The 24,838-nt window shown below is 69.3% G+C and carries 23 protein-coding genes and 3 pseudogenes; 16 read left to right on the forward strand and 10 right to left on the reverse strand.

The features are described 5' to 3' along the window. Positions 1–218: pseudogene (locus WI697_RS19915) on the forward strand (helix-turn-helix domain-containing protein); the annotation flags it as partial. A gap of 106 nt (positions 219–324) precedes the next feature. Here the strand turns inward: WI697_RS19915 and WI697_RS19920 are convergent. Then, positions 325–552, reverse strand: a complete 228-nt coding sequence (locus WI697_RS19920; protein ID WP_345959754.1) for a hypothetical protein — start codon at positions 550–552, stop codon at positions 325–327. Between WI697_RS19920 and WI697_RS27555 the strand changes: the two are divergent. Both WI697_RS27555 and WI697_RS27560 read left to right on the forward strand, forming a co-directional pair. Further along, positions 445–663, forward strand: a pseudogene (locus WI697_RS27555) (transposase); the annotation flags it as partial. The gene WI697_RS19920 and the pseudogene WI697_RS27555 overlap by 108 nt on opposite strands. Then, positions 645–902 (forward strand): annotated as a pseudogene (locus WI697_RS27560) (transposase); the annotation flags it as partial. The pseudogenes WI697_RS27555 and WI697_RS27560, both read left to right, overlap by 19 nt. Positions 903–991: 89 nt before the next feature. Here the strand turns inward: WI697_RS27560 and WI697_RS19930 are convergent. Genes WI697_RS19930 through WI697_RS19950 form a run of 5 tightly spaced genes read right to left on the reverse strand, consistent with a single transcriptional unit; the run spans position 992 to position 7,385 of the window. Next, positions 992–2,134, reverse strand: a complete 1,143-nt coding sequence (locus WI697_RS19930; protein WP_345959685.1) for a serine hydrolase domain-containing protein — start codon at positions 2,132–2,134, stop codon at positions 992–994. A 43-nt stretch (positions 2,135–2,177) separates the two neighbouring features. Next, on the reverse strand, positions 2,178–4,034 hold the full coding sequence (locus tag WI697_RS19935) for an ABC transporter ATP-binding protein (protein WP_345959686.1): 1,857 nt from the start codon (positions 4,032–4,034) through the stop codon (positions 2,178–2,180). After that, a complete protein-coding gene (locus tag WI697_RS19940) occupies positions 4,031–5,563 on the reverse strand; it encodes an aldehyde dehydrogenase family protein (protein WP_345959687.1) in 1,533 nt (510 codons plus the stop codon). The genes WI697_RS19935 and WI697_RS19940 overlap by 4 nt, the downstream gene beginning before the upstream one ends. A 51-nt stretch (positions 5,564–5,614) precedes the next feature. Next, positions 5,615–6,970 (reverse strand): NAD(P)/FAD-dependent oxidoreductase, encoded by a 1,356-nt coding sequence (locus WI697_RS19945; RefSeq protein WP_345959688.1) that lies wholly within the window; start codon positions 6,968–6,970, stop codon positions 5,615–5,617. Beyond that, the gene (locus WI697_RS19950) at positions 6,957–7,385 is read right to left on the reverse strand and encodes a Rid family hydrolase (RefSeq protein WP_062763774.1); all 429 of its coding nucleotides are present in this window, start codon (positions 7,383–7,385) and stop codon (positions 6,957–6,959) included. The genes WI697_RS19945 and WI697_RS19950 overlap by 14 nt, the downstream gene beginning before the upstream one ends. A 282-nt stretch (positions 7,386–7,667) precedes the next feature. Here WI697_RS19950 and WI697_RS19955 point away from each other — a divergent pair, with 282 nt between their 5' ends. From WI697_RS19955 to WI697_RS19975, 5 genes are all read left to right on the forward strand, one after another. Beyond that, the gene (locus tag WI697_RS19955; protein WP_345959689.1) at positions 7,668–8,813 is read left to right on the forward strand and encodes an NAD(P)/FAD-dependent oxidoreductase; all 1,146 of its coding nucleotides are present in this window, start codon (positions 7,668–7,670) and stop codon (positions 8,811–8,813) included. An 89-nt stretch (positions 8,814–8,902) separates the two neighbouring features. Next, complete coding sequence (locus WI697_RS19960) at positions 8,903–10,561, forward strand: peptide ABC transporter substrate-binding protein (protein ID WP_345959690.1); 1,659 nt, start codon at positions 8,903–8,905, stop codon at positions 10,559–10,561. Between the two features lie 18 nt (positions 10,562–10,579). Beyond that, positions 10,580–11,530, forward strand: a complete 951-nt coding sequence (locus WI697_RS19965) for an ABC transporter permease (protein WP_062763777.1) — start codon at positions 10,580–10,582, stop codon at positions 11,528–11,530. A 5-nt stretch (positions 11,531–11,535) separates the two neighbouring features. Further along, positions 11,536–12,405, forward strand: a complete 870-nt coding sequence (locus WI697_RS19970) for an ABC transporter permease (protein WP_062763778.1) — start codon at positions 11,536–11,538, stop codon at positions 12,403–12,405. A gap of 22 nt (positions 12,406–12,427) precedes the next feature. Then, positions 12,428–13,330 carry a LysR substrate-binding domain-containing protein gene (locus WI697_RS19975; RefSeq protein WP_298651572.1) on the forward strand — a complete coding sequence of 301 codons (903 nt, stop codon included), beginning with the start codon at positions 12,428–12,430 and terminating at the stop codon, positions 13,328–13,330. Positions 13,331–13,363: 33 nt separating this feature from the next. Here WI697_RS19975 and WI697_RS19980 read toward each other — a convergent pair whose 3' ends face one another. From WI697_RS19980 to WI697_RS19995, 4 genes are all read right to left on the reverse strand, one after another. Next, positions 13,364–14,602, reverse strand: coding sequence for an MFS transporter (locus WI697_RS19980; protein ID WP_062763780.1), 1,239 nt, complete (start codon positions 14,600–14,602; stop codon positions 13,364–13,366). Between the two features lie 10 nt (positions 14,603–14,612). Beyond that, on the reverse strand, positions 14,613–15,335 hold the full coding sequence (locus WI697_RS19985; RefSeq protein ID WP_345959691.1) for an L-threonylcarbamoyladenylate synthase: 723 nt from the start codon (positions 15,333–15,335) through the stop codon (positions 14,613–14,615). Positions 15,336–15,604: 269 nt separating this feature from the next. Beyond that, entirely contained in the window at positions 15,605–16,198 is a 594-nt protein-coding gene (locus tag WI697_RS19990; RefSeq protein WP_156503143.1) for a hypothetical protein, read from the reverse strand. Positions 16,199–16,371: 173 nt separating this feature from the next. Next, positions 16,372–16,596 carry a hypothetical protein gene (locus WI697_RS19995; protein WP_014744555.1) on the reverse strand — a complete coding sequence of 75 codons (225 nt, stop codon included), beginning with the start codon at positions 16,594–16,596 and terminating at the stop codon, positions 16,372–16,374. A gap of 121 nt (positions 16,597–16,717) precedes the next feature. Between WI697_RS19995 and WI697_RS20000 the strand changes: the two genes are divergently transcribed. The 8 genes from WI697_RS20000 to WI697_RS20035 all read left to right on the forward strand — a co-directional run bounded on the left by WI697_RS20000 (position 16,718) and on the right by WI697_RS20035 (position 24,751). After that, on the forward strand, positions 16,718–17,221 hold the full coding sequence (locus WI697_RS20000; RefSeq protein ID WP_062763783.1) for a cupin domain-containing protein: 504 nt from the start codon (positions 16,718–16,720) through the stop codon (positions 17,219–17,221). Further along, entirely contained in the window at positions 17,218–17,712 is a 495-nt protein-coding gene (locus WI697_RS20005) for a hypothetical protein (protein ID WP_345959692.1), read from the forward strand. Before WI697_RS20000 ends, WI697_RS20005 begins: the two co-directional genes overlap by 4 nt. A gap of 78 nt (positions 17,713–17,790) precedes the next feature. After that, positions 17,791–18,417, forward strand: coding sequence for a TetR/AcrR family transcriptional regulator (locus tag WI697_RS20010; RefSeq protein WP_062763785.1), 627 nt, complete (start codon positions 17,791–17,793; stop codon positions 18,415–18,417). 338 nt (positions 18,418–18,755) lie between these two features. Further along, positions 18,756–19,280: an RNA polymerase sigma factor gene (locus tag WI697_RS20015; protein WP_385998688.1), complete on the forward strand. Its 525-nt coding sequence runs from the start codon at positions 18,756–18,758 to the stop codon at positions 19,278–19,280. Continuing rightward, the gene (locus tag WI697_RS20020; RefSeq protein WP_345959694.1) at positions 19,277–20,272 is read left to right on the forward strand and encodes a FecR family protein; all 996 of its coding nucleotides are present in this window, start codon (positions 19,277–19,279) and stop codon (positions 20,270–20,272) included. Before WI697_RS20015 ends, WI697_RS20020 begins: the two co-directional genes overlap by 4 nt. 164 nt (positions 20,273–20,436) lie before the next feature. Further along, positions 20,437–22,926, forward strand: coding sequence for a TonB-dependent siderophore receptor (locus tag WI697_RS20025; protein WP_345959695.1), 2,490 nt, complete (start codon positions 20,437–20,439; stop codon positions 22,924–22,926). A gap of 10 nt (positions 22,927–22,936) precedes the next feature. Continuing rightward, positions 22,937–24,160, forward strand: a complete 1,224-nt coding sequence (locus WI697_RS20030) for a PepSY-associated TM helix domain-containing protein (protein ID WP_345959753.1) — start codon at positions 22,937–22,939, stop codon at positions 24,158–24,160. A gap of 75 nt (positions 24,161–24,235) precedes the next feature. After that, the gene (locus tag WI697_RS20035) at positions 24,236–24,751 is read left to right on the forward strand and encodes a flavin reductase family protein (protein ID WP_345959696.1); all 516 of its coding nucleotides are present in this window, start codon (positions 24,236–24,238) and stop codon (positions 24,749–24,751) included. The last annotated feature ends 87 nt before the right edge of the window (positions 24,752–24,838 follow it).

Genomic DNA, 24,838 nt, shown 5'->3' on the forward strand with positions numbered 1-24,838 from the left:
ACGCCCACGGGCCAGACGGACTGATCGATCGCAAGGCGCCTGGTGCGGTACCGAAGCTGAATGCTGCCCAGCGTCAGGCTCTGGCGGAAAAAGTGGTGTGCGGGCCAACCCCGGCGGTTGATGGTGTGGTGCGTTGGCGGCTCAAGGATCTGGCGCATTGGATCTTCGAGGAATTCGGCATCTCGATCGACGAGACGACGGTGGGGCGAGAGCTGAAGGGGGCACGTCCCGCCGAATGGTGTAACAGCGTTTGCCTGGGGATGATGTCGCAGGGCGCAGAGCGCCCGGAGGCATCATCCCCAGGCGCCCCCGAAATCGGGGTGGTCATCGTCGATCTTCGGTAGGGTTTGGTTGCAACCCCCAACCGAACCAAGGATCAAGACGATGACCGATGAAATGATGAGCCTTCGTGGCCTGCTGGAAAAGAGCGCAGATGCCGATCTGCTGCGCGAGATGATCGGTTTTGCCGCCGAGCGGCTGATGGAGTTGGAGGTGGCGACGCTGACCGGCGCCGGGCATGGTGAGCGCAAGCCCGATCAGCGCCTTGTCCACCGCAACGGCTACCGCGAGCGCGACTGGGAGACCCGGGCGGGGACGGTGGCGTTGCGCATCCCACGCCTGCGCAAAGGCAGCTATCTGCCGTCATGGACTTCCCCGCCGCGCATCGCGCCAAGCTGCACTCGACCAATCCCATCGAGCGCCTCAACGGCGAAATCAAGCGCCGCACCGAGATCGTCGGCATCTTCCCCGACGAGGCCGCCATCACCCGACTGATCGGCGCCATCCTGCTGGAGCAGAACGACGAATGGGCCGTCTAGCGATCCCGCTATATGACCCTGGAATCCGTCGCCCCCTTGGGCGATGATCCGCTGACCAGCCTGCCGCCCGTCGCGGCAGCCTGACTATCCCGGACAACCTTGCCGGAGATCAAACGGCGACTACGCTGTTACACCAATTCTCGGGACACGATCCGGACTCCAAATATTTTGAATCAGCTCAAAGCCCGGGCAATAGCCGCGAAGAAGGCGTCATCGTCGATTTCCAGCCGGCGTTTGTAGCCGGGTTTGGAGCGCGCGCTCGCCACCACGACCACCAGGCCCTGGGCGGGGTTGATGTGGATGTACTGGCCATAGATGCCTTCGGCCTGGAAGCTGCCGGCCAGGATCGGATCGTCGAGTTCCGGCACCCACCACATATAGCCATAGGGGATGCGGTGGCCGTCGATCTCATACGGGCTGCCGGCCTCGTCGCGCCAGCCGGCGGGCAGGATGGAGCGGCCGTCGATCCGGCCGTCGTCCAGCACGAACTGGCCGAAGCGGGCATAGTCCGAGAGGGCGGCATTCATGCCGCTGCCCGAGATGGTCATGCCCTCGGGCGCCTCGCACCACCAGCGGGCATCATGGGCCATGCCGATCCGCGACCAGATCCGGCTTGAAAGATAGTCGGTGAGGCGCATGCCGGTCGCGGCCTCGACCACCGCCGCCACCAGATAGCTTTCGCCGGTGTTGTAGGCCCAGGCCCCGCCGGGTGGCGTTGCGGCGGGCAGGCCGGTCATGAAGCCGATGATCCCGCCCGGCTGCCAGCGGGCCTGAACCTCCAGCAGCTGCCGGCGGTCCGAGGTTGGATCCACATAGTCTTCATTCCAGCGGATGCCCGAGCACATCCTGAGCACCTGGCGGAGCGTGACCGCGCGATAGCCACCGCCGAGGGGGACGTATCTGGTGACCGGGTCGTCGATCGAGCCGATGGCGCCCTCGGCGATCGCCACGCCCACAAGCGTGGCGGCGATCGATTTGGCGAGCGAGCAGGAATGCCAGAGCGTATCCGGCGTCACGCCGCGCTGGCAGATCTCCGCCACCTGCCGGCCGTCCTTCAGCACCACCAGCCCGGCGACGGCGTTGGTCGCCAGATAGTCGTAAAGGTCGAAGACGCGGCCCTTGTCCCGGATCGCGAGCGGCGGCAGGCCGCCTGCCGGATGGTCTTCGAAAGCCCGCACCGGGCCGGAACCGCGGGAGATGATGCGGGTCGGGAACCAGCCGGTGTCGCCGGTCATGGTCCGGATCATCTCGTCGGGCAGCAGCTGCCCGTCATAGAAACGGGTGAGATGGGCGCGGGCGGTGGCGGAGAGGGCCATGTCCGGTCGTCCTCGTCTGTCGGAAAGCAGGCAATGGAGGGTGTCAGGCCATCACGAAATGGCCGGGCGCCACTTCGTCATACCGCCGGAGCGGCGGTTCCCAGCCGGCGGGGCGCAGCGGGCTTGCGATTTCGGCGGGGGCGATGTCGCGGCGGCGGAAGCGCGCGGCCGGGTCCGCCACCGGCACGGCGTCGAGCAGCCGGCGGGTATAGGCGTGGCGGGGATCGTAGAGCACCGCCGCGCGCGGCCCGATCTCGACGATTTCGCCCAGATACATCACCGCCACCCGATGGGCGATGCGCTCCACCACGCCCATATCGTGGGAGATGAACAGATAGGCGAGGCCGAGACGGGCCTGCAACTCCAGCATCAGATTGACCACCTGGGCCTTGATCGACACGTCGAGGGCCGAGACCGCCTCGTCGGCGATCAGCACCGAGGGTTCGAGAGCAAGTGCCCGGGCGATGCACAGCCGCTGACGCTGCCCGCCCGAGAATTCCTGCGGCCGCCGCCCGGCCATCTGCGGATCGAGGCCGACCAGGGCCAGCAGTTCGGCGACCCGCGCCCGGGCGGCGGCACCCCGGGCGATGCCGTTGATCTCCAGCGGTGCCGCGATTGCGGTGCCCACCGAATGGCGCGGGTTGAGGCTGGAGAAGGGGTCCTGGAACACCATCTGCACCCGGCGCACGGCATCGCGGCGCGCAAGGCCGTCGAGCGGCCGGCCGTCGACCAGCACCTCGCCGGCATGGGGGCGGGTGAGCCCCATGATCGTGCGGCCGATGGTGGACTTGCCGCAGCCGCTTTCGCCGACCAGGGCCAGGGTCTCGCCCGGTGCGACCGTGAAGGACACGTTCTCCACCGCATGCACGGCCGGGCGCCGCCGGGCGAACAGCCCGCCGCCGGTCAGATAGCGGGTGGTGAGGCCGCGGATCTCCAGCGCCGGGGCGGCGGCATGGTCGGGAGGGCCTGCGAGCGGCGCCGCCGGGGTGGCGGCACCGCTCTCGGGATCGATCGCATCGAAGGGGGTCGGGCGATCGATCGACCGCATCGCCCCCAGCCGCGGCACGGCCGCGAGCAGGGCGCGGGTATAGGGTTGTTGCGGGGCGTCGAAGATCCGGGCGGTCTCGGCGGTTTCGATCAGGGCGCCGCGGCACATCACCACCACCCGGTCGGCGATTTCGGCCACCACGCCCAGATCATGGGTGATGAACAGCACCGACATGCCGTCTTCCGCCTGCAATTCGCGGATCAGCCCCAGGATCTGGGCCTGAATGGTGACGTCGAGTGCCGTGGTCGGCTCGTCGGCGATCAGCAGTTTCGGCCGGCAGGCCAGCGCCATGGCGATCATCACCCGCTGGCGCATGCCGCCCGAGAAATTGTGCGGATGGTCGCCCAGGCGCGAGGCCGCGGCCGGAATCCTGACGCGGTCGAGCAGGCGCACCACCTCGGCATCGGCGGCGCGACGGTCCAGCCCGCGATGCAGCATCAGCGCCTCGGCGATCTGGAAGCCGATGGTCCGGACCGGGTTCAGGCTGGTCATCGGCTCCTGGAAGATCATCGACATCCGGCCGCCGCGCACCCGGCACATGGCGGGCTCGGGCAGGGTGGTCAGCTCGCATCCGTCGAGGCGGATGGAGCCGGTCACCCGGCTGGTCGCGGGCGGCAGCAGGCGCATCGCCGCCATGGCGGTGACGCTCTTGCCCGAGCCGCTTTCGCCGACCACCGCCACGGTCTCGCCCGGGCCGACGCCGAGCGAGATGTCGCGAACGACGCTGGTCCAGCCGGCGGGTCCGCGGAAGGCGACGCCCAGCCCCTCGATTTCGAGGACGGGTGCCGGCTCGAAAACGGGTGCCGCCCCGAGAACGGATGCCGGGGTGGGCGGGGAGGCCGCTGCACTCATGCCGCCCCTCCAGCCCCGCGGTCCGCCGGCGTCTTCAGGCCGATCCATATCGTCTTGACCTGCTGATACTGCGCCATTGCTTCCCGGCCCTTGTCGCGGGCGAGCGAGCCCGACTTGCCCCAGCCGCCGAAGGGCGTCTTGACGTCGCCTTCGGTGAAGCCGTTCACCGCCACCGTGCCACAGCTGAGCCTGCGGGCGAAGTGGAGCGCCCGGTCGATGTCGCGCGTGAAGACCGTGGCATGCAGGCCGTACTCGGTGCCGTTGGCGACCGCCAGCGCCTCGTCCATGCCGTCGACCGGCAGGGTGCCGAGAACCGGGCCGAAGATTTCCTCGCGCGCGATCGACATGCCGGCGGCGAGGTCGCCGAAGACCACCGGGGCGAGGAAGCTGCCCGCCGCCAGCGCCGGATCGACCCGGCCGGTGTACACCAGCCGTGCCCCCTCGGCCCGGCCGCGTTCCAGATGGGCCATCACCCGCCGGCGGTGCCCGGCGGAGATCATCGGCCCCATCTCGGTCGCGGGGTCGAGCGGATCGCCCGGCGCCAGCGACTGCAGCCGGTCGACGATCCGCGCCAGATAGTCCTCCTGAAGGCGGCGCGGTACGATCTGGCGCATATTGGCCGAGCAGTTCTGCCCGGCATTCCAGAAGGCGGCGGTCACCGCATGGTCGATCAGCTCAGGGGTGAGATCGGCATCGTCGAGCACGATGAACGGGCTTTTGCCGCCCATCTCCAGCCCCACGGTCTTCAGATTGCTGCTGCCGGCATATTGCAGGAACAGCCGCCCGACCTCGGTCGAGCCGGTGAACGAGACCGCGTCGATATCGCCATGCTGGCCGATCAGCCGGCCGGTGGTCTCCCCCGGGCCGGTGACGACGTTGAGCACGCCTTCGGGCAGCCCGGCCTCGATCGCGAGTTCGGCCAGGGCGAGCGTCGTCAGCGAGGTCTCTTCGGCCGGCTTCACCACCACCGAGCAGCCGGCGGCGAGCGCCGGTGCCAGCTTCCAGGCCGCCATCAGCAGCGGGAAGTTCCAGGGCAGCACGGCGCCGACCACGCCGATCGGCTCCCGCATGATCAGCGCGCAGGCCGCCTCGCCGGTGGGGGCGACGTCGCCATAGCTCTTGTCGATCGCCTCGCCATACCACTGGAAGAAGTCCGGCACCTCGCCGCCGATTTCCTTCAGGCAGTCGCTGACCGGCTTGCCGCTTTCCAGGCTCTCCATCACCGCAAGCCGCGGGGCGGCGGCGCGGATCAGCCCGGCCAGGCGCAGCAGCACCTCCTTGCGCCGTTCGGGCGTCGCCCGTGACCAGACACCGTCGCGAAATGACCGGCGGGCGGCGGCAACCGCCCGGTCGACCTCGTCGGCCCCCGACAGAGGCAGGGTGGCGAGCACCGCGCCGGTCGCCGGGTTCAGCGTCTCGAACAGGGCGCCGCTGCGGGCGGCGGCCGGTGCGCCGTCGATGAAGGCCCGCGAGGGCAGGCGCAGCTCTGCGGCGATCCGCCGGGTGTCTTCGAGGGTCGACCAGGTCATGGGCGCAGGCTCCGTGGCGAAAGATGGGAAGCAGACCAGGCGCAATAGCTTTCAGATGCCGCCATAGGGGCGGCGCCACCTGCCGGTTGCGAAGCGGTCGGCGGCGAAGGGGGTGATGTCGACCGGTGCCGGCCGGCCCAGGGCCAGATCCGCCAGCACCCGGCCGACCCCGGGGCCGAGGCCGAAGCCGTGGCCCGAAAAGCCGGTGGCGACCAGCAGGCCGGGCGTGGCGGCGGGGGCGTCGATCACCGGCAGGGCGTCGGGCATCACGTCGATGGCGCCGGCCCAGGATTTGGCGATCGGAGGCATGCCGGCGGCGGGGAACAGCGTCGCGAAGCGCCTGGCCGCATCCGAGACCCGTTTCGGATTGGCCGGGATGTCGGGCGCACGCGGCCGCAGGGTGCGCGTGGTCGCGGGTTCCGCCAGACGTTCGATCAGGTCGTCGGCGAAGGGGCGGCCCAGCTTGAGCGAGAAGGCCCGCCGCCGCTGGATCAGCTCGCGCAGGAAAAAGCCGGCGGCGCGGAAGGAATCGAGGGTGAGGTCGACATCGGTGCCGCCATCGGTGGCGATGATGCACGACCCGTCGGGCCGCTGGCGCAGGCCCAGCCCCGCGCCCACGAAACAGGGCAGGTCCAGATCGGCCATCGGCGCGGTCAGGGCCACGGTGCTGCGCACGGTTTTCTGCGGCAGGGCCGGGATCAGCCCGGCCAGCAGGCGGTGGCTGCGGGCGCCGGCGGTGCAGATGACGGTGGATGTGGCGATCCGGCCGTGTTCGGTGACGACACCGCTGATCCGCCCGGCGGTCGTCTCGATCGCCCGGGCGCCGCAATCCTCGATCAGCACGGCACCCGCCGCACAGGCGGCGCGGGCGAAGGCGAGGGTTGCGAGCAGCGGTTCGGCCTGGCCGTCGCCGGCAGCCAGGATGCCGCCGGCGGTGCGGCTGCCGAGGCTCGGAAACGCCCGCGTCACCTCGGCCGCGCTCAACAGCCGGGTGTCGCGGACCCGGTCGCCGGCCTCTTTCAGCCAGTCGGCATGGGAGGCCTGTTCGGCATCATCGGCGGCGACGAACAGGCAGCCGCGCTGCCGCCAGCCGGTCTCGTGCCCCAGATCGGCCTGAAGCCCCGGCCAGAGCGACAAAGCGAGGGCCGCCAGCGGCAGTTCCGCCGGGTCGCGGCAGAGGCTGCGCACGAAGCCCCAGTTGCGGCCCGATTGCTGCGAGCCGATCCGCGCAACATCGATCAGCACGACACTCTGCCCGGCCCGGGCAAGATACCAGGCGGCGGCACAGCCCATGATGCCGCCGCCCAGGATCACCGCATCGGCCGTGGCGGGCAGCGGCTCGGCACCGCCGGCAAGCCGGGCCAGGGTGTCGGCGGGGGCGTGCCCCAGAAGACTAAGCGACGGCATCGAGCACGGCATCCATGTCCATCTCGACCCGGATGTCGGGGTCGAACAGCCCGGCCTGAACCGTGGTGCAGGCGGGATCGATGCCGCGGAAAGCCTCGGCATAGCCGTCCATGACCGCGTCGTAATCTTCTGCGCGGGCGATGTAGATCCGCACCCGCACCACATGCGTGAGCCCGCCGCCGGCCTCTGCCAGAACGGCGGCGGCATTGCGGAAGATCTGGGCGGTCTGGGCCGCGGCACCCTCGGCCAGCACATCTGCCGTGTAGTCATAGCCGGTGGTGCCCGATATCCGGACCCGGTTGCCGGTCACCACGGCCCGGGCATAGGCATAGCGCCGCTCCCAGGCGCTGCCCGAATAGAGCCGCCGACCGGTCGAAGGCGGGGTCGAAGACACGGGATGGGGGAAGTCGGTCATCTCTGGCACCGTCGCGGGTTGAACTCCGCCATGAGGATCGGAGACCGGTGCCGCCGACGTCGATGTCAAAAAATCGCGCCTGGGGTGCAATAAATCGAACCGGTATGGGGATCGGTTCCAGCGGGCAAGGATCCCTGCGCGAAACAGGATCCGCTGTCACCCCGCCACACTTTATTGGGTCGGGCCTGCGATTTATTAGAATCGACACCCGATCCGGCCCTGCGATCCAATTGGCTCCGCCGATCGACGGCGACGAAACAGCCTCAGGGAGAGCGGACGGATATGCGTGCGGACTTCGTCATCATCGGTGGTGGCATATCGGGGGCGGCGGCGGCCTTCTTCCTGTCGGAAGCAGGGCGGGTGGTGCTGATCGAGCAGGAGAGCCATTTCGGCACCCACAGCTCGGGCCGGACCGCGGGCCAGTTCACCGTCGGCATCTCCGCCGACACGATGCGGGCGGCCGCTGCCGCCAGCCGCAGCTTCTTTCAGACCCCGCCCGAGGGCTTCGCCGAGGGGCCGCTGATCAGCCCGCGCGGCAGCCTGACGGTTGCGCGGCGCGACCGGTTTGCGGTGCTCGACCGGCTGGAGGCACGGATCGCCGAGGCCGGCGGCCGGGCGGAGCGGCTGGACCGCGCCGGCGCGCTCGCGGCCTTTCCGGCGCTGCGCCCCGAAACGGTCGACGAGGCGGTGCTGGAGGTGGATGCCGCCGATATCGATGTCGACCGCCTGCTTCAGGGATATCTGCGCGGCGCCCGCCGCAATGGCGCATTGACCGAAACCGGTGGGGCGGTGACCGCGATCCATCGCGCGGGCGGGCTCTGGGTGGTCGATACCGCAACCGGTCGCCACGAGGCGCCGGTGCTGGTCAACGCGGCCGGCGGCTGGTCGGACCAGGTGGCGGCGCTGGCGGGTGTGGCGCCGATCGGGCTCACACCCTATCGCCGGACCGCCTTCACCTTCCCGCTGATCCAGGCACCTGACGGCGGCAGCCTTGGGGGTGACTGGCCGCATGTCACCTCGGCCGAATACGACTGGTACGTCAAGCCCGAGGCCGGCTGCTTCATGGGGTCGCCCGCCGATGCCCATCGGGTTCAGCCGGGCGACATGTATCCGGAAGATTTCGACATCGCCCTCGGCATCCATGCGATCGAACGCGACACCACGCTCACCATCCGCCGGCCGCTGGCCAGCTGGGCCGGCATGCGCAGCTTCGTGGCCGACCGCAACCCCGTCTGCGGCATGTCGGGGGCAGCACCCGGTTTCGTCTGGCTGGCGGGGCAGGGCGGCTGCGGCGTGCTGACCTCGCCCGCGCTCGGCCGGGCGGTGGCGGCGATCGCCTGCAACCGGCCCCTGCCGGACGATCTGGACGACCGGGGCCTCCGCCTTGCGGCGCTGTCGCCCGACCGGCCGGGCCTTGTGGCCGGCTGACGCCTTTTCTTCCCCCCCGCGCTGCCCTATGACCGGCAAAAAGCCGGCACGATCGACCAAAAAAGAAGATCCATCGGGAGACTTACGTCATGCAGACGCCTTCGCTTTCGAAGCGCAGCTTCCTGAAACTCTCCGCCGCGGCAGGGGTGGCCGGTGCGGTCGGCGGCATGGCCGCGGGGCCGTTCCGCGCACTCGCCGCCGGGCCCGAGCCGCGCCCGGGCGGCCAGGTGATCGCCGGCATCTCTCAGGAGCCGACGGTGTTCAACCCGCTGATGCCGGGCAGCGAATACGACCAGGGCATCTGGTGGCAGGTGTTCAGCACGCTCTGGTACATCGACGCCGACGGCACCATCGTGCCGGATCTGGCGGTGGACCTGCCGACGGTCGCCAATGGCGGGCTGTCGGCCGATGGCCGGATCTGGAAGATCCGGCTGCGCAAGGGCGTCACCTGGCATGACGGCACGCCCTTCACCGCCCATGACGTGAAGTACACGCTGGACCTGATCAACAATCCCGATTTCCGGGTGCGCAACCGGGTCGGCCATTCCCTGCTGCGCAATGTGACCGTCACCGCCGACGACGAAATCCAGTGGGTGCTGTCGGAACCCTTCGCGCCCTATATGTCGGTGCTGTCGCTGACCTTCATCGTGCCCCGCCATATTCTGGGCAAGGCGGATGATCCGAACACCGCCCCCTTCAATACGGCCCCGGTGGGCACCGGCCCGTTCCGCTGGGGGGAGCGCCGGGCAGGCGAGCATGTGCTGCTGGAAAAGAACCCCGCCTATCACGGCGACGGGCCCTATCTCGACCGGGTGGTGTTCCGCTACATCCCCGATCAGACCATGCTCTATACCCAGTTCCGCAGCGGCGAGATCGACTATCTGGGCCTCTCCGGCCTGCAGCCGGCCTTCGATGCCGAGGCGCGTGCCCTGCCGGACCGGCGCATCGTGGCGGCACCGGCGCCCTTCGTCGAGCATATCGCCCTCAACCACGGCTTCGCGCCCTTTGCCGACAAGGCGGTGCGCCAGGCGCTCTATCTGGCCATGAACCGCAAGGCGCGGCTGGAAGCGATCTATCACGGCCGGCCGATCGAGACCGAATCCTACGTCCCCCACGGTCATTGGGCCTTCGATGACGGGCTGCCGAAGCACAGCCACGATCCGGCGGCGGCGAAGGCGCTGCTCGACAAGGCCGGCTGGCTGCCCGGCGCCGACGGCATCCGCCAGAAGGACGGCGTGCGCCTGGCCTTCACCAATTCGACCAGCGCCGGTTCCCAGTCGCGTGAACAGGCCCAGCAGCTGCTGAAGCAGGACTGGCGTGAGATCGGCGTCGACATGACGATCGAGAACATGCCGGGCGCTGTGATCTGGGGCGAATTCTGGCAGAAGTCGCAATATCAGTCGGTGATGGTCGCCTCCAACTTCCTGCAGGGCAGCGACCCGGACGTCACGCCGCGCTTCTCCAGCAAGGCGATCCCGGCCCAGGGCGGCAGCGGCCTCAACACCTATCAGTACCGGAACCCGGAAGTCGACGGGCTGCTGGAACGCGGCAGCCGCGAGATGGACCAGGCGGTGCGGCGCAAGATCTATCAGCGCCTGCAGCAGATCATCCGCGAGGATCTGGTCTTCCTGCCGGTGTCGCAGTCGGTGATCGTCGAAGGGGCGAAGGCGAAGCTCACCGGCTATCGCCCGAACATCAATGCCTCGTCGAACTGCTGGAACATGCGACGCTGGTTCTGGGCGGCGTGACGGGGGATCTTCCGGACCATGACGATCTATCTGGCGCGACGATGCGGGCAGGCCGTGGTGCTGATGCTGCTGGTCTCGGTCATCGGCTTCGGCATCCTGCATCTCGCCCCGGGCGGGCCGCTGTCGCAATACGTCCTGTCGTCGAACATGGCGCAGGAAGATATCGACCGGATCACCCGCCAGCTGGGGCTGGACCGGCCCTTCCTGCTGCAATATGTCGACTGGCTCGCCCGGATGGTGACCGGCGACTGGGGGCAGTCCTATCGTGACGGGCTGCCGGTTCTGACCAAGATCGCGACCCATATCGGGCCGACGCTTGAAATCATGCTCGCCTCCACCGTGATCGCCGCCCTGCTGGGCGGCGTGATCGGCATGCGGGCGGCGGTGCGCCGGCATTCGCTGACTGACCTGCTCGCCACCGGCGGGGCGATGATCGCGCTGTCGATCCCGACCTTCTGGTTCGCCCTGATGGCGATCTATCTGTTTTCGATCGAACTCGGCTGGCTGCCCTCGGGCAATCGCAGCACCATCGGCGACGGCTCGCTCGGTGACGTGCTTCATCACATGGTCGCACCGGTGATGGTGCTGGCGCTGGTGGAGACCGCGGTCTGGGCGCAGTTCATGCGGGCCTCGATGCTCGACACGCTGGGGCAGGACTATATCCGCACCGCCCGTGCCAAGGGGCTGCGCGAACGGGTGGTGATCCGCGCCCATGCGCTGCGCAACGCGCTGCTGCCGATGATCACCCTGGTCGGGCTGCAATTCCCCACCCTGCTCGGCGGTGCGCTGGTCACCGAAACGGTGTTCAGCTGGCCGGGCATGGGCCGGCTGTTTCTCGACAGCCTGGAATATCGCGACTATCCGGTGGTGATGGGCATTCTGATGCTCTCGGCGCTGATGGTGATGGCAGGCTCGCTGCTGGCCGATCTGCTTTATGCGGTCGCCGACCCCCGGATCAGGATGGATTGACGGCGATGACAGTGCAGACCGCCCCCGACATCACGGCACCCCCCATGCCGCCCGGCTTCCTGCGCCGGCTGATGGCGCGGCCCGCCACCGTCGCCGGTGCCGGGCTCATCCTGGCGATGACCGCCGCCGCCTTTCTGGGGCCGCTGATCGATCCGACCGATCCGGACAGGATCGACGTGCTCGCCCGCTTCCTGCCGCCGCTCAGCCCCGGCCATCTGCTTGGCACCGACGAGCTGGGCCGGGACGTGCTCGCCCGCCTGCTCGGCGGCGGGCGGATCTCGCTCGCCATCGGCTTTTCGGCCATGCTGCTCTCGGTGGTGATCGGAACCGCCATCGGCATGGTCGCGGGCTGGCGCGGCGGGGTGATCGGCACCGTGCTGATGCGCTTCGTCGATGCGATGATGGCGTTTCCGACCGTCTTTCTGGTGCTCGCCCTGGCCCTGCTGATCAGCCCCGGCCTTGCCTCCACCACCATCCTGATCGCCGCCACCTCGTGGATGAGCGTGGCGCGGCTGGTCGAAGGGCAGTACCGCGCCCTGCGCACGGCCGATTATGTCGCCGCCGCCCGCACCGCCGGTGCCTCGGATCTTCGCATCATGGTGGTGGAGCTGCTGCCCAATGCGGCAGGCGCGATCATCGTTGCCGCCACGCTCAACGTCGCGCGGGCGATCCTGCTCGAATCCTATGTCAGCTATCTGGGCTATGGCATCCAGGCGCCGATGGCGAGCTGGGGCAACATGCTCAACAACGCCCAGATCTACCTGACCTCCGCCCCCTGGCTCGCCATCCTGCCGGGCCTGGCCATCACCCTGACGGTCACCAGTTTCAACTTCATGGGCAACGGGCTCAGGGATACACTCGACCCCCACCGCTGACGACCGGCCTTCAGGAGGCGCCATGTCCCGACGTCTGCCTTCGCTCAACGCGCTCAGATGCTTCGAGGTGGTGGCGACCCATATGGGGGTGAAAAAGGCCGCGCAGGTGCTGAATGTCAGCGAAAGCGCGGTCAGCCGCCAGGTGCGCATCCTGGAGGAACAGCTGGGCGTGTCGCTGTTCCTGCGCACCCATGGCGGCATGGAGATCACCGAAGAGGGCCGCCGTCTGGCCCTGGCGGTGACGGAAGCCTTCGATCACATCGCCAATGCGATCGATCCGTTCCAGAACGACCAGGATGTGGTCACGCTGAAGGTGATCCCCACCTTTGCCCTGCGCTGGCTGTTCCCGCGGCTGCACAGGTTCCACGAACAGCATCCGATGATCCGGATCGTGGTTCAGACCCGTCTGAACGATATGACGGTGGACGAGACCGGCGCCGATCTGGGCATCCGCTATGGCCGCGGCGGCTTTCCCAACGAGGATGCGACCGAGCTTTACGCCGAATGGATCGTGCCGGTGGCGGCCCCGGGGCATCTGGATCCCGACCGGCCGGAGGAAGATCTGCGCAGCGCCATGCTGCTCCACCCGCTGCCCGATCATCAGGACTGGATCACCTGGTCCGAGAAGTCGGGCATGCCGCTGCGCGTCCATGACGGGCTGGATTTCGACGCGCTCGACATGGCGCTGAGTGCCGCCGAAGCCGGCCTCGGCGTCGCGATCGCCGATGTGGTTCTGGCCGATCAGGCGATCCGCGACGGCCGGCTGGTGGTGCCGATCGACAAGGCGGTGCCGAGCGGCGTGTCCTATTTCCTGGTCCGCCGCCCCGAACTTCGCCGCCGCCGCCAGGTCCGCCTGGTGGAAGACTGGCTGCTGGCCGAGATCGCGACCGCGCGCGAGACGATCGCCGGCTACGCGCGCGGCTGAGCTGCCGGAGCTGAGCTGCCCGAGCTGACCCGTCTAGGCCGCGCGGCGTTCCGTGCCGCGGCCCATCAGCTGTTCGCCGGCCAGCGCATAGGCCAGAACCAGGGCCGCGAACAGCACCGCCACGCCCGACATCAGCGGCACGAAGCCATAGGCCGCCAGGCACCAGCCGCCGATGGCGAGCACGGCGGCGTTGGTCAGGCCGTACCAGCGTTCCATGCGGCCGATCAGCCGGGCGCGGGCCGGCGCCGCCATCGGCAGGCGGTTGAGATTGGCCATGGTCACCGGCCGGATGCCGCCGGTGGCGAAGCCGAGCGCGGTGATCGCGACCAGGCCGGCGATCAGGTTTTCCGAGGCGGTGGCGAACAGGATCAGCGAGACCAGGCCGATCGCGGGCATGGCGACCGTGATCGCCCGGGCGCCGATCCGGTCCATCACCGTCGGCGCATAGCGCGCCGACAGGAAGGCCGCCAGGTTGAACAGGCTGAGCACCAGCCCGAACCAGTAGAGATCGACCTTCAGCGTCAGGAAGAACAGCGCCGGCAGGAAGCCCACGAAGGCGGCAAGCGCGAAGGCGCGCATCAGCACGTAATAGGCCATCCAGCCCGCCTCGCCCGGCACGCTGGTCGCCGGGGCGGGGGAAGCGGTCGCGCCGGGGCTGGCCGCGGTCTGTGCCGGCGCCGCCGGGGTGCTGACCATCAGGATCGCGATCGCCGAGACCAGCGCCGCGGCCAGTGCGGCCAGGAAGGGCAGTTCCGGGGCGAAGCGATAGAGCACGCTGCCGGCCGTGCCCGCCACCAGCACCGCCAGGAAGATCAGAGAGGCGGTGCGGCTTTCATGGGTGCGATAGGCGATGACCTCGTCATCGCCGTGCAGGCTGCGCAGCAGGGCCGAATCGGTGCCCTGGGCCAGCGCATAGCCGATGCCGCCGGCGATCTGGGCCGCCAGCAGCCACCAGAAGCCGCCATCGGCCGCCAGCGGTGCGGGCAGGGGCGAGGCGACGGCGAAGGCCACGATCATGCCGAGGCCGGCCGCCTTCAGCACCTCGCCGGTGGCGATCACGCCCTTCTGCGGCAAGACCCGGCCAAGCCGGCCGGCCGGGCCGACCGCCAGGCAGATGGTCAGGCCATAGGCCGCCAGCAGCAGTTCCAGCCGGAAGATGTCGAGCCCGCGTTCGTAGAAGAACACGAACAGGATCGGCAGGTGGAAATAGAGCCGCGACAGGATGCGATAGACATAGATCAGTGGCACGTCGCGTGGGCTGCGGATGCTCATGACCGGGTCCTCACGCGCTGGCCGCGCGGCCGCGGACCTCGTTCACCCGCTGCATCAGGCGCTGCTTGTAGGCCTCGGTATCGGTATCCAGATTGGGGAAGACCTCCTGGATGCGGCTGACCGGATAGACCCCGGCGCGGACCAGATACGGCCGCTCGAACGTGAAGTCGACGATGGTGTTGGCCTTGACCGCACTGTCCGAGGTGGCGCCGGGCGTCTCGCCGCCGAGATCGATGATGAGATCGACCCCGTCGCCGATATCGGCAACCGCCTTGTCGAGGTCGACGAAGATGTCGCCCTGGCCCGAGATGTTGGCCGAGGTGGCCCCGACCGGCCGGCCGGCGGCGCGGATGATGTTTTCCAGCGGCGAGGCGCCCTGGCAGGCCACACCCAGCGTGTCATAGCCCATGGTGAAGGCCGGCGGCAGTTCGCAGGCCTTGTCGAAGATCAGCGTCAGCTCCCCCGGCCACAGCCGTTCGAAGGCATCGGGGGCGACCCAGTCGGGGACCACCACATGACGGGCCGCCTCGGCCGGATTGGCGATCGAGAAGGTCAGCGGACCGAATTTGGTGCGCTTCTTCACGTCGAACACCCGCTGGATGGCATCGGCGTTGAAGGCGTCGCAGATCAGGTTGTACTGCGTGCGCGTGGGGGTGATGACCAGCCCGCCCGCGCGGATCACCTCGGCCGCCTCGTCGATCGCGCCGGCGGAAAGTTTCACGATATTGACCATGGTGCCTGCCGTCCCTTGCCCGTGCGGACCATGCCGATCCCGGGTTCTGCCCCCGTTGCCCCGGGGACCGGCCGTGTTCCGGCCGGACGTAACCCTGGATCGCCTGGTCCGTGATCCGATCAATTATGGCGACAGGCTAACATCACCGGGCCCGAATCGGAAGCATGCAGATCAACTTGTACGGGATATGTGCGACCGGCCGTCTCATCCTGAGGTTCGGCCCTGTGCGGAGAGGCGGGGGCCTGCGGGAAGAGGCGGGGGTGGCCGGGTCAGCTGCCGGTGGGGGCGCCGATGGCGAAGGCGGCGAAAAGCTCCCGCGCCATCGCACGGTCGACCGGCTGGCCGGCATCGCGGGCCAGCGCCAGATAGGCGCGCAGGATCGGCGCCATCGACGGCCCATAGGTCTCGCGCTCGGCCAGGAAAAGCGGGCGGAGCAGCAGTACCGCGCGCTGGACCTCTTCAAAGGCCACCCGCATTCGCCCGGCGCGGGCATGGGCATCGGCGATGGCGGTCAGCACACGCGCCATCGACGGCAGAAGCACCCGGTTGTGGCGGGTTGCCTGCTGCGACAGGCGCCGGAACACATCGCGGGCGGCATCGATATCGCCGCGACCGGCATCGGCCACCGCCAGCGGTTCCCCGACCTGGGCGGCGGATTGGGAGAGGCGATAGGCCGCCGCCGCCGTATCGGCATTCGAGGCGATGCGGTCGACCAGCAGGAAAAAGATCTGCCGGGCGAGATTGCGGTCGCCCTGTTCCAGGGCGGCCCGGCCCAGCTGTTCCGCCCGGGCGGCCGCCTGTTCGGCGTCGCCGTCGCTGATCAGCATGCGGGCGTCGTGATCGATGGTCATACCGTCGGTCATGTCGGGCAGCCTGGCTGAGGAGGCGGGGCCGTGCGGGGGCGCGGGCGGCGGGGGAGGCCTTGAGCGTGGCAACACGCCGCAGGCGCCATAGTTATGGTCGCGTGGCGCATGCGAAACAAGGGTTCCCGACCCGTGGCCGCATGGATTGCGGGATTTCGGTCGGCCGGCCCGGTTCAGGGGCCGCGGGGCGGCCGGCTGTCGGGGTTGACGGGCGGACGTTCCTGCCTGCCGCGATTGCGCAGCCCGTGGACCAGCAGGGCCAGGATCCAGGCGGCAAGCGGGACCAGAAAGAAGCCGTCGAACAGGGGATGCGCCGGATCCGCCCCGGTCACCGCGGTGACGAAGGTCATCCAGACCAGGGTGAAGACGATGAGCGCGCGGCGCCAGCGATCGGGCATGCCGCAAGAATGCCCTGGTCGCCGCCGCCATGCAATCATGGCGTCTGTTCGATTGCGGCCATGTCCCTTCCACCGCTATCCTGGGCGGATGGGACATGAAAGGCGACAGTGGAGACGCCCGATGAGCCATGCCCCCAAAGACGCACGCCTTGCGGCCTTGCCCCAGGCGGCAGCACGGATCGTGGAGGCCCTGGGGCTTGCCCCCCATCCCGAAGGCGGATGGTTTGCCGAAGTCTGGCGCAGCCCTGCACCCGATGGGGGCCGGGGGGCGTTGACCACGATCTATTTCCTGCTGGCCCGCGGAGAGCGGTCGCACTGGCACCGGGTCGATGCCGAAGAGGTCTGGCATCACTATGCCGGGGCGCCGCTGGCGCTGGACATGGCACCCGACGATGCCGCGGCCCCGCGGCGCCATCTGCTGGGCTTCGACCCCCTGCACCCCGCGGATGCCAATGCCGGCCGGCCGGTGCTGGTGGTGCCCGCCGGCTGGTGGCAGGCGGCGGAAACCCTGGGCGAATACACGCTGGTCGGCTGTTCGGTGGCGCCCGCCTTCACCTTCGACGGTTTCGAACTGGCGGCACCGGGCTGGGCGCCGGGACGACCGGCCGGCAGGCCGGCATCGTGAGCCCGGTCCGCGATGCCCGCTGGCAGGCCGTCGCCGCCCTGACCGTCACGGAACTGGCCGGCGGCGACTGCCCCTCGGCCGAGCGGCGCGCGCGCCGCATGCTGCGGATCGCCCGGGATGCCGAAGGCGGATCGGGGCCGCGCCGGTCGGCGGCGCTGGCCGGGCTGTCGGTGCTGCTGTGGCGGCCGCCGCATCTGGTGCGCCGCGACGCCATGCCCTGGCTGGACCTGATCGCACCCTATCGCGCCGAAATCGCCGCCGACCACCGGCTGGGGGAGGCGATGATGCTGACCGGCCTGGCGCTGAGCTTCGCCATGGGGCCGGATTCGCCGGAAATCCGCCGCTGGGCGGGCATTGCCGGGCCCGATATGGCCGCGCGGGTGGCCGGTATCACCGCGCCGCCGCCGCCCGATGGCGACATGCCCACGCAGGCGCCCTGCACGCGCCCTCAGCGCAGGGCTTGGCGTTCGCGCGCCACTCGGTCAAACTGAGCCGGTCATCCGACTTTTTTATGTGGTTTCCCGCAATGCAACAGCGGGGCCATGCCGGCAGTGAAGGAGAAGCACATTATGGGCAGGCCGCGAGGCTTCGACCGCGAACGGGTCCTCGATCACGTGGTGGATCTGTTCTGGCGTCACGGATATGACGGCACCTCGGTAGAGGCCATCCGTCATGCCACCGGCATCGGGCCCAGCAGCCTGTATGCAGCCTTCGGGGACAAGCGCACGCTGTTCTTCGAAGCGGTGGACCGCTACCGGGCGCGGGTGGTCGACAAGGCGCTTGATGGTCTGGAGCAGGATCGCGGCGACGGGCTGGCGGCGATCCGCGCCTTCTTCACCCGGGTGGTCGACGGCATCATTGCGGGTGAACGCCGCTGGGGCTGTCTGATGACCAATTGTGCGGTCGAACGCGCGCCCTGGGACGAGGCGGCGGCCGAGGCGGCGCGCGCGCATCTGCTCAGGGTTCGCGCGGCCTTTGCCGGTGCGCTGGCGCGCGGTGCGACCGGTGCCGACGAGACGCAGGTCACCGCCGTCGCCTCGATGCTGACCGCGGTGCTGCAGGGGCTGAACGTCATGGCCCGGGCGGGTTTTGGCCGCGCGCCCATTCAGGCCGCCGTCGATGCCGCGATCGCGAGTGCCGAGGGTGCCGCCATGCTGCCGGTTGCGCGCAGAATGCCGGCCGCCATCGCCTCCTGAGCCGGGAGATCCGCGGCGGACGCTGATTTCGCGATGCAGAATGATCGTATTTGGCGGAATTATGCGGGACCCACTTGCTTTTTCTGTATCCTGGAGTAAACGTTTCGTAACGCGGTGGCCGTGAGCCCCGTGTCGAGAGCTTGCCGGACTGCCGCCGGGGGGGAGGGCGGTCCGGCCGTACGCCCGGTGTGGGGAAACCTGCGCCGGGCGTCCTCGTTTCAGAGACGGGATCTGCCCGTCCGATGCGATCCCCTAATTGCAAATAAGTCTCAATCTTGATATTCCGGGAGCTGACGGAGGCCGGGCGGACCGGCGGGCTCTTCGGGATAGTGCGGATCTTGGACCGAACGGCGCTCGACCGGCTCAACCACATCTATTCAGGCCGGCGGCGCATCCTGGTGCGCAGCCTGATGCCGATCGTCGGCAGCCTGGCGGTGGCCGAGGATCTGGCGCAGGAGACCTATCTGAAGGTCCGGGCCGCGCTGGCACAGAGCCAGATCCAGCATCTGGAACCCTTCCTTTTCCGCACCGCCCGCAATCTGGCGCTGGATCATCTGCGCCGGGAGCGACGCCAGGGCGCCGTGCTGCGCCAGGGCGAGGATCAGGACGATCTTGCCCATATCGCCGCCGACACGCCCAGCCCCGAGGCGGAAGTCGGCGACCGTCAGTTGCTCGACCGGCTGGAACAGGTGATGTCGCGGTTGACGCCGCGCCAGCGCCGGGTGATGGTCGCCTGCCGGCTGGAAGGCCGCAGCTATGCCGAGGTCGCGGCCGATCTCGGCGTGTCGACCAGCACGGTTCAGAAGGATCTGAAGGACGCGATGGCCGCCTGTCTGGGCAGTTTTACGGGTGGCGAGCGGTGAGCGGTTCCACGGATACGGCGCCCGTCGATGCCGCCCTGCTCGATGCGGCGCTGGAACGCTTCATCCGCGCCCGCGATGTCGATGCCGATCCGGCCGACCGGCAGGCGCTGGCCGACTGGGCGGCCGCCGACCCGGCCCATGAAGCCGCGCTCGCCCGGGTGGAGGCGATGTGGGGGGCCGATGCCTTCGCAGCGGCGCTCGTCAGAACGATGCAGCCGGCCCCGCTGCCCGCGTCGTCCCGGCCCGCGTCGTCCCCGTCGCGGCTGCGGCAGCGGGCATGGCCGCTGGCCCTGGCCGCCTCCGTCCTGCTCATGATCGGCATCGGGGCGGCGCTCGACCTGCCGCTGCGGCTGCGGGCCGATGCGATCACCGCCACCGGCGAACGCCGGCTCGTGGTGCTGGCCGACGGGTCCCGCGTGACGCTCGACACCGACAGCGCCATCGCGGTTACGATCGACGAGACCGGACGGCATCTGACCCTGCTGGAGGGCCGGGCCTTTTTCGAGGTCACGCCCGATGCCGCCCGGCCGTTCGACGTGGCGGCCGGACCTGCCAAAGTGCGGGTCACCGGCACCGCCTTTGCCGTGGGGTTCACCGCCGATGACGCGATCATGGTGCAGGTCCGCAGCGGCCGGGTGGAGGCGGGGGCCGCCGGCCGCAGCCGCGCGCTGGGTGCCGGCGACGCGCTGCGCCTGGACGGCACCGGCCCCGGCATCGTCACCCATCCTGATCCCGCCCGCCCCGATCCCGCTCAGGGGCTGGGCTGGCTGGATGGCCGGCTGGTCTTCGTGGACCGGCCGCTCGGCGATGTCCTGGCCGAACTCGACCGCTATCTGCCCGGGCGGATCCTGGTCACCGACCCTGCCATTGCCGCCCGCCGCGTCACCGGCAATTACCGGCTGGACGATCCGGCCGGCAGCACGCTCGCCCTTGCCGCCGTGGCCGGCGCCGAGGTCACGCAGATCACCGGCAGGCTGTTGATTCTGCATTGAAATTTTCCCGGCAGGCCGGGTGGCTGAGAATTTTCTTCAGAAAAATTTACGCGATCCGTCGCCCGGTGACGTCAGGTCTGCGGGGCGTAACTGCATACGAGACGCAATCGCAAGACATGCAGCGCGCCCCGCCCTTTCGGTGACGCACAGGCGGGACGATCTACATGACCAGACGGCATCAGCAGCGGCGCAACAGTGCCGGCCATCACGCCACCGGGCGCCCTGTCGCCATGGCCGGCGCAGCCCTGGTCGGCGCGGCGATTCTGGCCGGCGCCGGGATGGGCGCCAGCACGGCGGCGCAGGCACAGGGTGCGGCTGCCGTTCAGGATCAGCAGCATGATTTCGACATCCCCAGCCAGCCGCTGGTCGGGGCGATCAACGCCTTCAGCGCCGCGACCGGCTGGAATGCGGGCTTCGCGGCCGGGCTTGATGCCGGCGTGGTTTCGCCCGGCGTGCGGGGCCGGCTGGAAAGCGAGCAGGCCCTGCGCCGGATGCTGGCGGGCACGGGGCTGACCTATCGCCTGACGGGGCCGCGGGCGGTGATGCTGGAAGCCCTGCCGCCCGCACCCGACGGGGCAACGCAGCTCGATCCGCTGACGGTGGATGCGGGGCGCCAGGGCACGGCGCGCGGTGCCGTTCCGGGGATCGTCGCGACCCATTCGGTGACGGCGTCGAAGACCGACACGCCGATCATGCTCACCCCCCAGGCGGTGTCGGTGGTCACCCGCGACCAGATGGACATGCAGGGCTCTGCCACCGTCTCCCAGGCGCTGCGCTATACGCCGGGCGTGATCAGCCAGTATGGCGATGTCGATCTTCGGGTCGACTGGTTCACGGTGCGCGGCTTCACCCCCGGGCGCTATCTCGACGGGCTGCGTCTGCCCTTCGGTGCGCGCGGCTACGGCCAGCCGCGTATCGAGCCCTACGGGCTGGAACGGATCGAGGCGCTGAAGGGCCCGGCCTCGGTGCTCTATGGCCAGAATGCCCCGGGCGGCCTGCTGAACATGACCTCCAAGCGCCCGACCGCCGAAACCCTGAACGAGATCGAACTCGGCACCGGCAGCTATGACCGCCGCCAGCTGGCCGGCGATTTCTCGGGCGCGATGGACGACGACAGGCGGCTGCTCTATCGCCTGACCGTGCTCGGACGCCAGGCCGACACCGAGTATGATTATGTCGAGGAAGACAAGATCTTCGTCGCCCCGGCCTTCACCTGGGCCGGCGACGACACCACGGTCACCATCCTGTCGCAGTATCAGAAGATCCGCTCGGAAGGCGGCGGCGGCGCGCCGGCCCTGCCGGCGGTGGGCACGCTCTACCCCCATCCCGACGGCTATATCCCGACCAGCCGCTTCGTGGGCGAGCCCGATTACGACCTGTTCACCAACGAACAATGGATGCTGGGCTACGAGGTCGAGCACCGGCTGGACGATGTCTGGACCTTCAGCCACAGCCTGCGCTATGCCGATGTCGATACCGACACCCGCCGCGTGCAGGGCGCCCTGCTGGCGGACCGGACGCTCTACCGCTATGCCTGGGCCTTCCCCGAAACGGCGCGGACGGTAACCCTCGACACCCGGACCGAAGCGACATTCGAAACCGGCCCGGTGGGACACGACCTGCTGATGGGCGTGGACCTGCAGTACGAGCGCAGCCGTTTCGAGGAAACCGACTTCCCGCTGGTGTCGACGATCGACGTCTTCGACCCGGTCTATTCCGGCGGGATCACCGTGCCGCCGGTGCTGACGACCATCGACCAGACCCGCCGCCAGGTGGGTGGATATATCCAGAACGTGATGAGCTACGGACGCTGGCATCTGATGCTCGGCGGACGCTACGACCATGCTCAGGCGAAGACGGACAACGATATCGTCAACAAGGCGGACGGCACGCATAACCAGTACACCATCCGCCAGAACGACGAAGCCTTCACCGGCCGCGCCGGTCTGGTCTATGCCTTCGACAACGGGCTGGCCCCCTATGTCAGCTACACCACCTCGTTCCAGCCGCTGGGCGGACGGAACGACAAGAATGAACCGCTGCAGCCGACCAGGGGTCGCCAGGCCGAGATCGGGCTGCGATATCAGCCGACCGGTTTCGCCTCGATGATCACGGTGTCGGCCTATCACCTGGTGCAGCAGGACGTCGCCACCAGCACCTCGGGTGCCGCCTATATCCAGACGGGTGAGGTGGAGGTGAAGGGGCTGGAGGTCGAAGCCCATGCCGAGCTGGGCGACGGCTATCGCGCCATCGCGAGCTATGCCTACAGCGACAGCGAGATCACCGAGACCCTGCGCGAGACCCAGCGTGGCAAACAGCTGGCTTTCGTGCCGCGCAACACGGCGTCGCTCTGGCTGGACAAGAGCTTCGAGGACGGCTTTGCCCAGGGTCTGGGGCTTGGCGCGGGCGTGCGCTATATCGGCCATCTGTATGGCGACCTGAACAACGACTTCAAATCGCCGGGCGTCACCCTGTTCGATGCCGGGGTGCGCTTCGATCTGGGGCGGCTCAGCCCCGATGCCGCCGGGGCCAGCCTGGCGATCAACGCCACCAACCTGCTGGACGAGCGCTATGTCTCCACCTGCCTCTCGGCCACCGGCTGCTATTGGGGGCCGGGCCGGGCGGTGACCGCCGCGATCAAGTACCGGTGGTGACGGGGTCGTGATGCGCGGCTTCCTGGTCAGGCTTCATCGCTGGGCGGGGCTTGCCACCGCACTCTTTCTGGTGCTGGCGGGGCTGACCGGCAGCGCCATCGCCTTCCGGCACGAGCTGGACGCCTGGCTGAACCCGGCGCTGTTCCAGGCGCCGGGGCGGGGGGCGGTGCTGTCGCCCGACCGGATCGCGGCGCGGGTGGCGGCGCTCGATCCCGGCATCGCCGTGACCGCGCTGCCGCTGAAACCGATGGCGGGAGAGGCGGTGCTGGTGACCGTGCTGCCGCGGCCGGGCAGCCCGCCGCCCGGCTATGACCAGGTCTTCGTCGATCCGGTGACCGGCGAGATTCTGGGCCGGCGCGACCAGATGACCGCGATCATGCCCTTCCTTTATACGTTCCACTATTCGCTGACCGCAGGTCCGGTCGGCAAGTGGCTGCTGGGGGTGGTGGCGCTGATCTGGGCGCTGGATGCGCTGGTGGCGCTGTGGCTGACCCTGCCGCGGGGGCGGCTGCCCTTCACCCGTGGCTTCGGGGCCGGCTGGGCGCCGGCCTGGAAGATCAAGCCCGGCCTGTCGCTGCGCGGCGCCGGCAGCCATCGCCGGGTGCTGGATCTGCATCGCGCCCCGGGATTGTGGCTGTGGCTGGTGTTCCTGGTGCTGGCGATCAGCAGCGTGACGCTGAACCTGGAAACCCAGCTGGTGCGGCCGCTGCTGGGCCAGGTGGCGGCGCTGTCGCCGAGTGCGCGCGAGATCGGCGCGCCGCGCTACCGGCCCGACCCGCCGCCGCCGGCGCTCGGCTTCGAAGCGGCGGCGGCCCGCGCCGAAGCCTATGCCGCGGCCCGGGGCCTGGCGCCGCAGGCGGTCGATGCCTATCACTATGCCGTCTTCGGGGTTTATATCGTCAGCCTGGACGAGGCGGCGCCGCATGATGTCTGGGCGATCGACACCGGCCACCCGCATCTCTATCTCGACGACCAGACCGGCGAGGTGCTGATGGCGACCATTCCCGGCCGGGGCACCCCGGGCGACGTGTTCCTGCAGGTGCAGTTCCCGCTGCATTCAGGCCGGATCGGCGGGCTTGCCGGTCGCATCCTGATCGCGGTGGCGGGCGTGGCGCTGGCGGTGGTTTCGGCCACCGGGGTGGTGATCTGGTGGCGCAAGCGTCGCGCGCGCCGGCAGGTTGCGGCGCGCGAGACCGCGGCCGCCCGAAAGGGGCCGGCATCGGCACGGGTTTGACTCGTCTCCATCCGATCGCATATCCATGACACTGCAAGGCCGGCCTGGTGCCGGCGGATCGCGTGCGAGGATGGGATGACCGACACCCTGAGATGGGCGCTGCAGGGCAGCCCGGCCGATGGCGACAGCCGCGCCTATCGTTCTGCGCTCGGGCGCTTCGCGACCGGGGTGACCGTGGTGACCTGCCGCGATGCCGCGGGCCGGCCGGCGGGGCTGACGGTGAATTCCTTTACCTCGGTATCGCTGGACCCGGCGCTGGTGCTCTGGTGCCTGGAGCGGACCTCCCCCAGCCTGAACGCCTTCACCACCAGCGGCCATTTCGCGATCAACGTGCTGGATGCCGATCAGCAGCCGCTTTCGGACCTGTTCGCGGACCCCGAGGCCGACCGGTTCGCCGGGCTTGCGGTCGAAGACGGGCTGGGCGGCGCGCCGCTGCTGCCGGGCTGTCTGGCGCGGTTCGAATGTGCGCTGCATGCGCTGCATGACGGCGGCGACCATGTGATTCTGGTCGGCGCCGTCCGGCGCTATGCCGAACGGCCGGGCAATCCGCTGCTCTATTTTTCAGGAGAGTATCGCCGGGTCGGCGGCTGATCCCGGTGAGCTTCCGTCATCGTCAGACTTGTCGAGGTACAGGCGAGCGCCGACATCCTTTCCAGGGACCACAGCGTCGAGGGGAGG

This window comes from Tistrella mobilis (assembly GCF_039634785.1).
Lineage (GTDB): Bacteria > Pseudomonadota > Alphaproteobacteria > Tistrellales > Tistrellaceae > Tistrella > Tistrella mobilis.